The 13,284-nt window shown below is 72.8% G+C and carries 13 protein-coding genes; 2 read left to right on the top strand and 11 right to left on the bottom strand.

Annotation, left to right across the window (positions count from 1 at the left end; all coding sequences use genetic code 11):
• Nucleotides 1-81 precede the first annotated feature (81 nt).
• Nucleotides 82-327: an acyl carrier protein gene (locus DNL27_RS05850; protein ID WP_012398145.1), complete on the top strand. Its 246-nt coding sequence runs from the start codon at nt 82-84 to the stop codon at nt 325-327.
• A 119-nt stretch (nt 328-446) separates the two neighbouring features.
• Nucleotides 447-1,709 (top strand): beta-ketoacyl synthase, encoded by a 1,263-nt coding sequence (locus DNL27_RS05845; protein WP_112234978.1) that lies wholly within the window; start codon nt 447-449, stop codon nt 1,707-1,709.
• A 411-nt stretch (nt 1,710-2,120) separates the two neighbouring features.
• On the opposite strand, the gene DNL27_RS05840 is transcribed toward DNL27_RS05845, so the two are convergent.
• The 11 genes from DNL27_RS05840 to trmD form a co-directional block, all read right to left on the bottom strand.
• On the bottom strand, nt 2,121-2,624 hold the full coding sequence (locus DNL27_RS05840) for a DUF3145 domain-containing protein (protein WP_112234977.1): 504 nt from the start codon (nt 2,622-2,624) through the stop codon (nt 2,121-2,123).
• Between the two features lie 206 nt (nt 2,625-2,830).
• Complete coding sequence (locus tag DNL27_RS05835; protein ID WP_305037664.1) at nt 2,831-3,679, bottom strand: tyrosine recombinase XerC; 849 nt, start codon at nt 3,677-3,679, stop codon at nt 2,831-2,833.
• 259 nt (nt 3,680-3,938) lie between these two features.
• Nucleotides 3,939-5,267: a DNA-processing protein DprA gene (locus DNL27_RS05830; protein ID WP_112234975.1), complete on the bottom strand. Its 1,329-nt coding sequence runs from the start codon at nt 5,265-5,267 to the stop codon at nt 3,939-3,941.
• Entirely contained in the window at nt 5,264-6,823 is a 1,560-nt protein-coding gene (locus tag DNL27_RS05825; protein ID WP_012398140.1) for a YifB family Mg chelatase-like AAA ATPase, read from the bottom strand. The genes DNL27_RS05830 and DNL27_RS05825 overlap by 4 nt, the downstream gene beginning before the upstream one ends.
• A 350-nt stretch (nt 6,824-7,173) precedes the next feature.
• Nucleotides 7,174-8,406 carry a hypothetical protein gene (locus tag DNL27_RS05820; protein WP_112234974.1) on the bottom strand — a complete coding sequence of 411 codons (1,233 nt, stop codon included), beginning with the start codon at nt 8,404-8,406 and terminating at the stop codon, nt 7,174-7,176.
• A gap of 307 nt (nt 8,407-8,713) precedes the next feature.
• Nucleotides 8,714-9,148 carry a YraN family protein gene (locus DNL27_RS05815; RefSeq protein WP_012398138.1) on the bottom strand — a complete coding sequence of 145 codons (435 nt, stop codon included), beginning with the start codon at nt 9,146-9,148 and terminating at the stop codon, nt 8,714-8,716.
• A gap of 327 nt (nt 9,149-9,475) precedes the next feature.
• Complete coding sequence (locus DNL27_RS05810) at nt 9,476-10,201, bottom strand: ribonuclease HII (RefSeq protein WP_239494467.1); 726 nt, start codon at nt 10,199-10,201, stop codon at nt 9,476-9,478.
• A complete protein-coding gene (gene lepB, locus DNL27_RS05805; protein WP_112234972.1) occupies nt 10,198-10,974 on the bottom strand; it encodes a signal peptidase I in 777 nt (258 codons plus the stop codon). The genes DNL27_RS05810 and lepB (DNL27_RS05805) overlap by 4 nt, the downstream gene beginning before the upstream one ends.
• A 75-nt stretch (nt 10,975-11,049) precedes the next feature.
• The gene (gene lepB, locus DNL27_RS05800) at nt 11,050-11,685 is read right to left on the bottom strand and encodes a signal peptidase I (protein WP_112235772.1); all 636 of its coding nucleotides are present in this window, start codon (nt 11,683-11,685) and stop codon (nt 11,050-11,052) included.
• A gap of 65 nt (nt 11,686-11,750) precedes the next feature.
• On the bottom strand, nt 11,751-12,113 hold the full coding sequence (gene rplS, locus DNL27_RS05795; protein ID WP_012398134.1) for a 50S ribosomal protein L19: 363 nt from the start codon (nt 12,111-12,113) through the stop codon (nt 11,751-11,753).
• A gap of 175 nt (nt 12,114-12,288) precedes the next feature.
• Nucleotides 12,289-13,284 carry a tRNA (guanosine(37)-N1)-methyltransferase TrmD gene (trmD, locus tag DNL27_RS05790; protein WP_112234971.1) on the bottom strand — a complete coding sequence of 332 codons (996 nt, stop codon included), beginning with the start codon at nt 13,282-13,284 and terminating at the stop codon, nt 12,289-12,291.

Here is a 13,284-nt window from a genome sequence, read left to right as displayed (position 1 = left end):
GCGGCCCGCGCGGGGGTTCTCCCGAAACCCCGCGGTCACCAGTACGGTTGCACTGCGCGACCTCAACGAAAGGAAGCCGACATGGCGAGCAAAGACGAGATCCTGGCCGGCCTGGCAGAAATCGTGAACGAAGAGACCGGCCTCGAGACCGAAGCCGTGCAGCTCGAGAAGTCCTTCACCGAGGACCTGGACATCGACTCCATCTCCATGATGACCATCGTGGTCAACGCGGAGGAGAAGTTCGACGTGACCATCCCCGACGAAGAGGTCAAGAACCTGAAGACCGTCGAGGACGCCGTCAACTTCATCGACAACGCCCAGGCCTGATGCCCCGGCGCACGGTGGCGGGCCCCTGACCGGGGGCACGCCACCGTCGCCACACCAGGTGGCTGGTTAGCAGCAGCTCCTGGAACACCTGCGATTTCGGACACGAGGAAGTGCAGAACATGTCCCGCAAAGTAGTGGTCACCGGACTGGGCGCCATCACGCCCATCGGTGAGAACGTCCAGGAGACCTGGAAGAGCGCCCTCGCGGGCGTCTCGGGCGTTCACGCCCTCGAACAGGACTGGGTGGAGAAGTACGACCTGCCCGTGCGCATCGGCGCACTGTCCCCCAAGCCGTCCGAGGACGTCGTGTCCCGGGTGCAAGCCAAGCGGCTGGACCCCTCGGGGCAGCTCTCCGTCGCGGCCGCGCGCGAGGCGTGGACCGACGCCGGGTTCTCCGGCACGGACGCCGACACCAGCAACGAGGTGGACCCCACCCGCCTGGGAGTGGCCTTCGGCACCGGCATCGGCGGGGTCTGGACCCTGCTCGACGCGTGGGACACCCTCCTGGAGAAGGGTCCGCGGCGTGTCAAGCCGATGACCGTTCCCATGCTCATGCCCAACGGCAACGCCTCCTCCGTCAGCATGGAGTTCAAGGCCCGCGCGTGCGCCATCACCCCCGTGTCCGCGTGCGCGTCCGGCACCGAGGCCTTTTACCAGGGCTTGCACCTGATCCGCTCCGGCAAGGCGGACGTGGTGATCGTCGGTGGCGCCGAGAGCGCCGTCCACCCCATGACGATCGCGGCGTTCAACTCCATGCAGGCGCTCTCGCGCCGCAACGACGAGCCCGAGCGCGCCTCCCGACCCTTCGACGTGGACCGGGACGGCTTCGTGATGGGTGAGGGTGCCGGTGCCGTGATCCTCGAGTCCGAGGAGCACGCCAGGGCCCGCGGTGCCCGCATCTACGCCGAGCTGGCCGGTGCCGGTCTCAGCGCGGACGCCCACCACATCACCGCGCCCGCCACGGGCGAGGACGGCGGCCCGGCCCGCGCGCTGCGCGAGGCCATGGAGTCCGGGGACATCGCCCCCGCCGACATCAAGCACGTCAACGCCCACGCCACGTCCACCCCGGTGGGCGACGTCCCCGAGGCCGGTGCCCTGCGCGCTGCGTTCGGGGACGCCGTGGACGAAATGGCCGTCTCCGCGACCAAGTCCATGACCGGGCACCTGCTGGGCGGTTCCGGAGCAGTGGAGGGTGTGCTGGCCGTGCTGGCCCTCACCGAACGCACCGCGCCCTGCACCATCAACCTGGAGAACCAGGATCCGCGCATCGACCTGGACGTGGTGACGACCGCCCGCCAACTGCCCTCAGGGGACATGGTGGCCATCTCCAACTCGTTCGGCTTCGGCGGGCACAACTCCGTGGCCGCGTTCCGCTCCGTGTGAGGCGTGGCGGCCCGGGAGCCGATCGCGCGGGGCCCACGGCCCCGGCCTGAGTATTTGCCCCGAGCCGCAGCCCGTGGACGACCGAACCCCGGTGCTCTCCTCAGAGAGCACCGGGGTTCTGCTGTCCTGACGTTGCTCACGGACACCGCCCATGGCGGCGTCGCCGCGGGGTGCCTCCGGATCTCACACCGACAGCAGACCCACGACGCCGCGCCGGTCGCGCCCCTGGACGGAGTGGGGGTCTGGCCACACGAACGGTGCAGGGTCGGCTCAGGAGGGCGAGCCCGCGGGGTCTGCTCGGAGTGACGGAGGGGGCGGAACGGGAAGTCGACCGCGGCCCGGGTGCTCCCCTCGTGCTCGGCGACGGACCGAGCACCAGAGTGCTCGCGGGCCTACCCGCGCGGCAGAGCGTCAGCCGACGCGGTGCAGCCAGCGGACGGGAGCTCCCTCAGCAGCGTGACGGAACGGTTCGAGCTCCTCGTCCCACGCCTCACCCAGGGCGAGCGAGAGCTCACTGACCACGGCGGAGGGGTCGCCCCCGGCGGCCTCGAACGCGTAGCGGATGCGGTCCTCGCTCACGCAGATGTTGCCGGCCACGTCCGTGGTGGCGTGGAAGATCCCGAGGTCGGGGGTGAAGGACCAGCGAGAGCCGTCACTGCCCTGGCTCGCATTCTCGGTGACCTCGAAGCGCACGCGGCCCAGCGTGCGCAGCGCCGACGCCAGCAGTGCACCGGTGCCGGCCCGCCCGGACCACTCCAGCTCCGTCCGCACGCAACCGGGCTCGGCGTTCTGCGGGGTCCACTGCAGATCCGTCCGCCGGTGCGACACGGATTCCAGGGCCCACTGGATGTGGGGGCAGAGCGCCTGGGGCGCGGAGTGCACGTACAGCACACCGCGCGTGGTGGGTGAAGACATAGCCTGTTCCTCCGTCGTGTAGGTACGTCTTCCCCAACGTCCTGCTCGGAGGCCCAGTGCTTGTTCTCCTGGCGCCCGTATGAAGTTGATGGCAGTGCTGGACCGTGCGCCCGGCATGGATTCGAGGCCGTGAGGACGTGCGGTCGGTCTCATTGTCCAGCAGGGGTCTCCGAGGGTCAACCCGGAGATCACGTCCGCGCTGAATGTCAAGCGCGGGGATGGGCCTGGGAGTACGCACGCTTGATCCGTTCCACGGACACGTGCGTGTAGATCTGGGTGGTGGCCACGGTGGCGTGGCCCAGCAGCTCCTGCACGGTGCGCAGGTCCGCTCCCCCGTCCAGGAGGTGGGTGGCCGCGCTGTGGCGCAAACTGTGCGGACCCCGTGCGGAGGTGTCGGGGACATCGTTGAGCGCGTCGGCCACCACGCGGCGGGCCACCCGGGGGTCGATCCGCGCCCCGCGCGCCCCGACGAACACGGCGTCCCCGGCCCGCTCGGTGGCCAGGGCCGGGCGACGGTGCTCCCACACGGCCAGGGCGTCCCCGGCACGTTCTCCGTAGGGCACCCGGCGCTGCTTGTCCCCCTTGCCGGTGATCGTGAGGACGTGCTGGGCGCGGTCCACGTGGACGCGATCGAGACCCACGAGTTCGCTGATGCGGGCCCCCGTGGCGTAGAGCAGCTCCAGCAGCGCCCAGTCCCGGGCCGCGAGCGCAGCGTCGCTCTCCTCCTCGTGCGGGCCCAGGGCGACGTCCCCGAGTGCGTCCAGCATCTCGGCGAGCGCGGTGGCGCCGACGACGTCGGGCAGGTGCCGGGCGGGTCGGGGCCCCCGCAGCCCCGCGGCGGGATCGTGGCGCAGCCCCTGCGTGTCCACGGCCCAGCGGAAGAAGGTGTGCACGGCGGCGATCCCCCGGGACACGGAGCTGCGGGCGAGCCCGCGCTGGTGGCGCTGGGCCAGCCATCCGCGCAGGGCGTCACGGTCCAGCAGGTCCGCGCCGTCGATGCCGTGCTCGAGCATCCACCGGGAGAGGTCCGCGACGTCGGAGGTGTAGGAGCGCACGGTGTTCTCGCTGCGCGAGCGTTCGAGGCTGAGGTGGGCGCGGAACTCGGGGAGGTACGGGGCAAGTGGCCCGACGGGCAGGGTTGAGGAACCGGTGTCCTCTGAGGTTCGTGCCGGGGGACGGTGTTGCGCGGCGTGCTGTGCAGTGCGTCCAGGTCCTGCGGGTCGCTCTGCGGACAGGGCCGGTTCCGTGGGGTGCGGCGCGCCGGTTCCGGAGTCCAGGGGTTGCCACGTCGTGGTCCCGTGGGGGACGTTGCGTTCAGCGCTGATCTGCCCCGGCTCGTCCATGGTGTGAGCCTACCCGCCGCCATCCCAGCATCGAATCCGTGGCCAGCCCGGCGTCCCGCAGGGTGACGAGCCCGGAGAGCACTTCCGCTGGGCTCAGGCCGGAGACCGCGCAGAGGTGGGACGGGTCGGCGTCCCGGTGCAGGGGCAGCGCGTCGAACAGGCGCAGCAGCACCGGGTCCAACGTGTCCTCCGGGCGGCGGTGCCCGAGCCGAGCCTCGCGCGCGAACTCCTCGGCGGCGTCGTTGCCCAGTGGCTCCACCAGCTCCAGCACCTCCGCGCCGTTGCTCACGAGCACGGCGTGGTCCTCCCGGATCAACCGGTGGCACCCGGCGGAGCCACCCACGATCACGTCCCCGGGCACGGCGGCGACGTCGCGGGAAAGACCGGCCGCGTGCCGTGCGGTGTTGAGCGCCCCGGAACGCCATGCGGCCTCCGTGACCACCGTGGCGCACGTCAGGGCGGCGATGAGCCGGTTGCGCTGCAGGAAGCGGTACCTGGTGGGCGCACATCCGAGGGGCACCTCGCTCAGCACCAGGCCCCGCTGCCGGATCCGTTCGAGCAGCTCGGCGTTCGCCGCGGGATAGGCACGGTCCACGCCGCAGGCCAGGACCGCCACGGTGGCCCCGGATGCTGGACCGGTCTCGAGCGCGGCGGAGTGCGCCACGGCGTCGATCCCGAAGGCCCCGCCGGAGACCACGCAGCGGTCCGCCGCCACGAGACCACGGGCGATTTCCCGGGTCACAGCGCCCCCGTACGCGCTGGCACTGCGGGAGCCCACCACGGCCACGCTGCCACGCAGGCACCCCAGCAGGGAGCGGTCTCCCCGGCCCCACAGCAGGATGGGCTGCTGCAGACCGAGGTCCGTGAGCTGGGCGGGCCAGTCCGGGTCCTCGGGGATCACGGTCCAGGCCCCGAGCTGCGCGGTGTGACGCTCCTCCACCCCGGCTTCGGGAACCGGCAGCCGCCCACGCCATGCGGCGAACCGCGCGCCCAAATCAGGAACCCTGCTGCCGGGAAGCTGGTCCTGCGCGGCCGTGGCCAGGACGGAGCGCAGTGCCGGTGTGGGGTGCTCGAGTTCGCAGATGCTGCGCCACAGGACCTCGGGTCCCAGCGCGTGCAGCAGGAGCAGACCGGCCGTGTCGCTGGGCTCGATGAGCCGCGCGAGAGCCATGCGGCACCCGCGGACGTCCCGGACCGTCTCCCGGTGCGGCGTGCGCCCCCGATGCGGGGCGCTGCGCGGGCAGGACACGGGAGGGTCCGTGAACTCGTGGCGGTCCGGCGCGGAGTGCGAGGGGGTCATGACGTCACCGTGGTCTTGAAGTAGAGGGCCAGTTGCACGTGCTCGGGACTCGGAGCCGTGGCTCCGGCGAGGTCCGCGAGCGTCCACGCCACGCGAAGCACCTTCACGAAACCCCTGGCGGTGAGGGTCCGACGGTCCATGGCGGCACGCAGCGGCTGCACCGCGCGCATCCCCGGGGACAGCGTGCGGTGCAGGAGGGCCCCGGGAACGGACGAGTTCAGGCGGCAGCCCAGTGGCCCCAGCCGTTCCTGCTGTGCCGCCCTGGCCTCGGCGACCCGGCGGGCCACGGTGGCGCTGCCCTCCGGGGGCTGCCCCGAGACCGCGCTGAGCTCTTGGTAGGTGACGGCGGGCACGCGCAGCTGCAGGTCCACCCGGTCCAGCAGGGGGCCCGAGAGCTTGGTGAAGTAGCGCCGGCGCTGCACCGCGCTGCACGTGCACGCCTGGCCCGTGCCGCCGGCGTTGCCGCACGCGCACGGATTCGCGGCCAGCACCAGCTGGAAGCGGGCGGGATAGTGGGCGACGGACTGCGCCCTGGCAATCGTGACCGTGCCCGATTCCAGGGGTTGGCGCAGCGCATCCAGGACACGGCGCTCGAACTCGGGGGCCTCGTCCAGGAACAGCACTCCCCGGTGCGCCAGGGAGATGGCGCCGGGTCTCGGCATGCCGCTGCCCCCACCGCACAGCGCGGGCATGGTCACACTGTGGTGCGGTGCCTGGAACGGCGGTCGCCGCAGCAGCTGCGAGCACGGGCCGTCACCGCGCAGCGAGTGCACCGAGGTGACCTCGAGCGAGTCCTCGTCCGGCAGGTCCGGCAGGATCCCCGGAAGCCGTTCCGCGAGCATGGTCTTGCCCGCCCCGGGCGGTCCCACCATGAGCAGGTGGTGACCGCCCGCCGCCGCGATCTCCAGAGCTTGCCGACCCTCCACCTGCCCGACGACGTCCCGCAGGTCACGAACCGGGGTCTCCGCGGTGCCCGTGCTCCCGGTCGCCTCCGCAGGGGGCTCCGCGCAGGACGCGGGCGACGTCGCCCGGGACAGGATCTCGGGGTCCGCACCGAAGTCCACGAGCAGCTGTGCCAGGTGGCCCGCGGACGACACCGAGGCCCCGGAGACCAGCTCTGCCTCGGCCCGGTTCCCCTCGGCCACGACCACCCGGGGGAAGCCCGCGCGCACCGCCGCGAGAACGGCGGGCAGGACACCCCGCACGGGACGCAGGGAGCCGTCCAGCCCGAGCTCCGCGAAGAACACCGTGTCCAGGGGCACGCGCACGACCCCCTGTGCCGCGAGCACGGCCATCACCACTGCGGCATCGAAGTGGGACCCCCGTTTCGGCAGCGTGGCGGGCGAGAGGTTCACGGTGATCTTGCGGGGTGACAGCGGAACCCCCGCGTGGCGCGCGGCGGAGCGGATGCGCTCCTTGGACTCGTTGACCGCCTGGTCCGGCAGCCCGATGATCGTGAAGCCTGGCAGGGACTGCCCGATGTCCGCCTCCACGTCCACCACGTGGCCCTCGAGGCCCACCAGGGCCACACTGCGGGAGCGGGCGAAGCCGTTCACGGGGTGCCCTCCGAGAGGGCGGCGGGCGTGGCGCGGAAGGAAGAAGTCATGCCCCCAGACTGTCTCCCGGGGCCTTCTCCCTGCTATGGCCCGGGGGCACTGTGCAGGCCGCTCGCCGCGGGCCCGCCCGCCGAGCCCGGTGTGGGGTGGCGCAGACAGCCTCGCGTGGTGCGGGGCCGCCGACCACGGCACCGAGTCCGACCCAGGGGCGGCGCCCGGCCCGTTGTCAGGCCCCGCGCCGGACCCAGCCGCAGACATTGCCCCGGGTCGAGGACGAGCCACGTCCCCGGAACGCGCGCAGGCGATGGCGTCGGCCCACGGTCGGCGACGGGTGAGGGTGTTTCCCAACGTCAGGCGGCAGGCACCGTGCTGGACTCGGGATCGGCAACGGGCGAGCAGGACGCCCAGCGTGCCGACCGGGGATCATCCCCTGAGGTGCGCCCGGCATCTGAGGGTGACGTCAGCTCGAGGTCCGAGAGCTCAGGCCCGCTCACCACGTCCGGAGACCCGGGCGGCCGAGGGATCGTGGGTGTCCGGAGCACCACGGCGGCATCCGGGACCGCGCGGGCCGGAGCGCTGCGGGGCTCAGGCCCGCTCGGCACCAGCGGAGACGCGGGGGTGCCGGGAACCGGGGTTCCCGGATCGGGGGTGCTCGGCTGAGACGCCCCTGCGCCGGGCACCACGGGGTCCTCGGGCCCCGGGGTCGGAACCACCGGGTCCGGCACTACGGGGCCGGGCCCGCCGGGATCGGGAACCACCGGCCCGGGAACCACCGGATCCGGAAGGACCGGGCCGGGCACCACAGGCCCGGGCAGCACGGGCCCGGGCGGCACGGGATCAGGCTCGACCGGAGCGGGCACCACCGGTTCCCCCGGTGAGGGCCCCGACGAGGGCTTCCGACCTGCCGTGTCCGGGTCACCGGAGTCGTCGCCGCCCGTGCCGCGTCCTCCGGGGTCAGGGGAGAGGTCGTTGCCCCACGTCGTCCGGCCGTCTGCCCGGTCGTCGGTGGGGTCGCCGCTCGCGTGCCCGGCCCGCACCCGGACGGGCGCGACCTCCCGGTCCCCGATCACCGGGACCAGTTCGAGGCTCGTGAAGTGGTCGGGCACCGCGGCGAGGTCACCCATGAGCAGCGCGCGACCGCGGGCCCCCGCGGCCACGTCGCCCTCAGCGTCGTGCTCGGCGCGCTGGATGCGCAAGCGGAGGTTTTCGGCGGTCTGCGCGGAGAGCAGCGTCCCGTCGGGTGCGCGGTCCTCGCCATCGGAGGTACGGGGCCTCCAGGCCCGCACGGCACGCGCGACGTTCTCGAGCCGGTAAGTCCCGCCGTCGCGGGCGGTGAGGACCAGGCGGCTCACGGTCACCGGTGAGGATCCTCGGGTGTTGTCGATCTCCACGCTCGCGTACGTGGCGCGGGTCACCCCGGCCTCCCGGCGCAGCCGCTCGAGCTCGTGGCCCGGCGGAAGGACCGCGGGCACGGTGATTTTCGCCGTGGCCCCGTTGGGCAGGCCGGTACGGAAGACACCGGGGTGCAGGTCCCCGTCCGCGGCCACCTCGGATGTGGTGACGGTGGGGTCCGTGCCCGGCAACGGACCGGGCTGGGCACAGGAGGTGAGAAGCGCGACCGCCAGGACCGGGACAGCGGCGGAGGGCAGCGTTGCGCGCCACCACGTCCCCGCCCTCATCCGATCCCCCGTCCACCGCCGGACACACTCTGCTGGAACAGTACGGTGGCACGAGACACAGTGAACTGCCTAATGCTTCGTCCACGACCTGAAACATCACGGCCGGAGTGACGGCGCCCGGAGCACCGCCGGGACGGGCCCGGACAGGGCGGTCACTCCCCCGCCGGAGCACGTTGGCCCCGGGGCGGGCGCGCCGCGCACCCGGGTGGGCTCACAGCCAGCCGATGGACCCCACGTGCTCGACCCGCGGGGAGGCGTCGCGGGGCCAGTGGACGGCCACCACGTCCACCGTGGGGACACGCGGATCCCGGTGCTCCCTGGCCCACGCGCGGGCCAGCACGTGCAGCCGGCGCAGCTTCTCGGCCCCCACGGCCTCGCACGGGTGGCCGAAGTCGGCGCCAGAGCGGGTCTTGACCTCAAACACGGTCACGACGCCGCCGCGCTCGGCCACGATGTCGAGCTCACCGCGCGGGCGCCCCGGCCCCGGGGCAGGTCTCCAGTTGCGGTCCCTCACGGACCATCCCGAGCGGGCGAGCAGGTCGGCGATGAGGTCCTCCCCCGCCCGCCCGACGTCCAGAGCGGTGGGTGCGTCGGGGGTCGGAACCGCCGAGGAGCGGGAGTCGGTGGAGGCAGTAAAAGCGGTCATGGCTCCACGGTGGCGGCCCCTCGGCGGTGGTGCAGCTCTGGGCCGGGAGTGTGGAGGACGGATGGCGTGCCCCGCCGCCCCGTCGAGATCGCCCGAATGCCGCCCTCCCGCGTCTCCGGGCCGTCCCTATCCGGACGATCCCCGCTCCGCCGGGTTCCGGACGATCCCCGGTGCGCCGGGTTCCGGACGATCGCCGGTGCCTCCCCTCGCCGAGCCGCGCCAGAGCGACGTCGAAGCGGTGCCAGAATGAGGCCAGAACGGGGCCAGAACCGCGCCAGAAAGGCGCCGGAGCGCTGCCGGAGCAGTGCCGGTGCATCCCCGGGACCGTTACGAGACGCCCAGGTTCCAGCTGCGCCGGTGGTGCCGCGTGGTGCCGTGCGTGACAAGCGCCGCCCGGTGGGCCGCACTGCCGTAGCCCTTGTTGGCTCCCCACTCGTAGGCGGGGTGCTCCTGCCCGAGCTCGACCATGAGCGCGTCGCGCTCGACCTTCGCCACGATCGACGCCGCGGCCACACTCACGCACCGGGCGTCCGCCTTCACGAGGGTCCGCACGACCGGCGGCAGCGCCACAGGGTCCTCCTCCTGGCCGAGCACGGCGGGGGCCTCCAGCCAGTTGTGGGACCCGTCGAGGATGAGTGCATCGACCGGGGTTCCACCGGAGGTCACGGCGGCCAGCGCCCGCAGCCCCGCCAGCCGCAGGGCCGCAGTGATGCCCAGGGCGTCGATCTCGTGCGGCTGCGCGTGGCCCACCGCAGTGCCCGCGGCCCAGGTGGCCACCCGTGGCGCCAGGACGGCACGCCGCGCAGCGCTGAGCGCCTTGGAGTCACGCACCCCGTCCCACGCCGGCACGGAAACCGGCGCGGGGTCCGGGGCGGCGGCGTCGTGCCCGGAACCGGCGAGCAGGCGGGGGACATCGAGGACCACGAGGCCCACGCTGGCGGGTCCCGCGAGGGCGCCGCGACCCACCTCGTCCATTCCGGCGACGAACCGGGCACCCGAGCTGGCCAGCTCGGTCTCGAGGTCCAGTCCGGGCCGCGGACGCGCGGGGCTCACCGGCTGCCGGGCGCGGGGACGTCCTCGAACGTCTCCTCGGGGTTGTGCAGGAACTGGAAGCGGTCCAGCGGCCATGCGATCACGAAGGCCGTGCCCACGATGTCCTCCTCGCTCACGAACTGCGTGTTCGTCTCGATGTGGAACCGCGAGTCCGCGGACGCGTTGCGGTGGTCGCCCAGCACGAACACCTTGCCCTCGGGCACGGTGACGTCGAAGGGGAAGTCGGACGGCGCGGCTCCGGGGTAGAGGTAGGGCTCGTCGAGGGCCTTGCCGTTCACGGAAACCTTCCCGGACGCGTCGCAGCACGTCACGTGATCCCCGCCCACGCCGATCACGCGCTTGACCAGCGCCTGCTGGCTGCTGTCCGGGAGCAGGCCCACGAACTCCATGCCCCGGCGCACCGGGTTCGTGCGCGCGGCCGGGGCCTCGGGCAGCCAGCCCTGGGTGTCGTCGAAGACCACGATGTCACCACGGTCCACGTGCCCGGTGCGCGCACCCAGCACGTTGACGAAGATGCGGTCGTCCAGCTCCAGGGTCTGCTCCATGGAGCCGGACGGGATGTAGTAGCCGCGCACGAGGAACGTCTTGGCCACGAACGCGATCACCACCGCCAGCACGGCGACGATGAGCACCTCCTTGACGGCACCCCACGCGGAGCCGGGCTCGGAGCCCACCCCACGACCGCGACGCCGCGCGGCGCGGGAGCCCTCGGAGCGTGCGGACCCCGCGGGGTCGGGGGTGCCGGCGATGCCTGGATCCTGCTGCTCAGCCACTGCGCATTCCTTCTGTCGGTTCTCCCGGTCCGTGACCGGGGAGGTCGGGCCCGCGGTCGTGGGCGCCCGGTGGGCTCAGTGCTCGAGCGGGCGTGCCCGGTCCAGCGGCCACACCACGCGCTCGGCGGTGCCGACGATGCGCTCGGTGCGGATCAGTCCCCCGCCGGGGGCGCCCAGCAGGGAGCGGGAGTCCACGGACACGCTGCGGTGGTCGCCCATGAGCCACACGCGCCCCGGGGGCACGTGCACCGTGAACGGGATGTCCGACGGCGCATCCCCAGGGTAGACGTAGTCCTCGTGCTGGGGCTGGCCGTTGACAGTGAGCAGCCCGTCCGGGCTGCAGCACGCCACGGTGTCGCCGGCCACGGCCATCACGCGTTTGACGTACACGGTGTCCGAGCCGCGCAGCCCGAGCCACTGCCCGAGGGTGTCCACGGCCTGGCGGTGCCAGGGGTCGGAGGAGTGCAGGGGGTCCAGGGAGCCGCGGCCGTCGAAGACCACGAGGTCACCGCGCCGGGCGTCCTGCCCCGAGCTGAGCTTGTCCACGAGCACCCGGTCCCCGCCCTCGAGCGTGGGCTCCATGGACCCCGAGCCCACCCAGTAGACGTCCAGCACAAAGCCGCGCACGAGGGCGGCCACCACGAGGGCCGTGACGAGTGCCGCGGCCACCACGCGCAGCCACCAGCGGCGCGCGGAAACGGGCCTGCTCACGGCGGAGGACCCGGCAGCTGCCGGGCCCTCCGCGTGTTCCGTGTGCTGTGGCACCCGGTTGAGTCCTACTTGCTCGAGGCGCTCGACTCGCGCTTCTCGCGGATGCGAGCAGCCTTGCCGTGACGGTCGCGCATGTAGTACAGCTTGGCGCGGCGGACGTCGCCGCGGCTCACGAGCTCGATCTTGTCGATGATCGGAGAGTGCACCGGGAAGGTGCGCTCCACGCCCACACCGAAGCTGACCTTGCGGACCGTGAAGGTCTCGCGCACGCCGGAGCCCTGACGGCCCATGACGAAGCCCTTGAACACCTGGACACGGGAGCGGTTGCCCTCCACGATGTTCACGTGCACGTTCAAGGTGTCGCCGGGACGGAAGTCGGGGACGTCGTCGCGCAGGGACTTGGCATCAAGCTGATCAAGAATGTTCATGATGTGACTCCTCGTGATCGCCGCAGGTCTCTCACGTGTGGTTCGCGCGCCGCCCCGCGGGGTGGCAACGCTCCAGGTTCCGGGACAGGACGTGAAGTGGCCGTCCCGGGTGGTGCGCCGTTGGTCGCTCTCCCCCCTGCGGCAGGGGCGTGCCCGACGCACACACAGCCGCCCATTATGCCATATCGCGCGCGTGCTCCGGAGCCTGTTCCGACGGCGCGGGTGAGCACCGCTGCCACTGCCCGTCGCGCACGGTAAAGCCCTCCGCGGCCAGCACGGCGAGGTCGGCGCGATCCAGGGTGGCGGGGTCCAGGGCGAGGACCATGTCCGGGCGACGCCGCGCGGTGCGCTCGAGCTGCTGGTCCCGCCGCCAGCGCGCGATCCGCCCGTGGTGCCCGGACAGCAGCGTGTCAGGCACGGTGCGCTCGCGCCACTGCGCGGGCTTGGTGTACACGGGGTACTCCAGCAGCCCGCCCGTGTGCGACTCCTCGTCCAGGGACTCCGGGTTGCCGATCACCCCGGGGACCAGCCGGGTCACAGCCTCGACCATCGCCAGCACCGCGACCTCTCCCCCGTTGAGCACGTAGTCCCCCAGGCTGAGGGGGCGCACGCGCACCTCGTCCCGCGCCCACTCGATGAAGCGCTCGTCGATGCCCTCGTAGCGCCCGCACGCGAAGACGAGGTGCTCCTCCTCGGCCAGCTCGTAGGCGATCTCCTGGGTGAACACCTCCCCCGCCGGGGACGGCACCACCAGCACGGGCCGCGACGACGCCGCACGGCCGGCTCCAGGCGTCCCACCGGTCCGCGCGTGGTCCGGGGCGGCGGTGCCCTGGGCCGCATGTCCCGGCTGCGCGGCGTCGTCGTCGGAAGTGTGAGGGGTGGCCTGCTGTGCGGAGGTGGACGTGGCCGCCGTGCTGCCCGAGCGGGCGGTGGTGTCCGAACCCGCCCGGAGCACCGATTCCAGTGCCCGCGCCCACGGCTGGGGCTTCATGACCATGCCCGCGCCGCCACCGTAGGGGGTGTCGTCCACCGTGCGGTGGCGGTCCGTGGCGAACTCGCGCGGATCTGTGACCTGCAGCTGCAGCAGGCCGTCCGTGACGGCCTTGCCGATCAGGGAGAGCTTCAGGGGCTCAAGGTACTCGGGGAAGATGCTCAGGACGTCGATGCGCAT

Source organism: Kocuria sp. BT304 (assembly GCF_003290245.1).
Classification (GTDB): Bacteria; Actinomycetota; Actinomycetes; order Actinomycetales; family Micrococcaceae; genus Kocuria; species Kocuria rhizophila_A.
This window is presented reverse-complemented; position numbering and strand designations above follow the sequence as displayed.

Bases quoted from the DNA above. Each gene is read 5' to 3' on its own strand.
- DNL27_RS05850 (WP_012398145.1), top strand. From the start codon at position 82: ATGGCGAGCAAAGACGAGATCCTGGCCGGCCTGGCAGAAATCGTGAAC.
- DNL27_RS05845 (WP_112234978.1), top strand. From the start codon at position 447: ATGTCCCGCAAAGTAGTGGTCACCGGACTGGGCGCCATCACGCCCATC.
- DNL27_RS05840 (WP_112234977.1), bottom strand. From the start codon at position 2,624: ATGTCTTCACCCACCACGCGCGGTGTGCTGTACGTGCACTCCGCGCCC.
- DNL27_RS05830 (WP_112234975.1), bottom strand. From the start codon at position 5,267: ATGACCCCCTCGCACTCCGCGCCGGACCGCCACGAGTTCACGGACCCT.
- DNL27_RS05815 (WP_012398138.1), bottom strand. From the start codon at position 9,148: ATGACCGCTTTTACTGCCTCCACCGACTCCCGCTCCTCGGCGGTTCCG.
- rplS (WP_012398134.1), bottom strand. From the start codon at position 12,113: ATGAACATTCTTGATCAGCTTGATGCCAAGTCCCTGCGCGACGACGTC.
- trmD (WP_112234971.1), bottom strand. From the start codon at position 13,284: ATGCGCATCGACGTCCTGAGCATCTTCCCCGAGTACCTTGAGCCCCTG.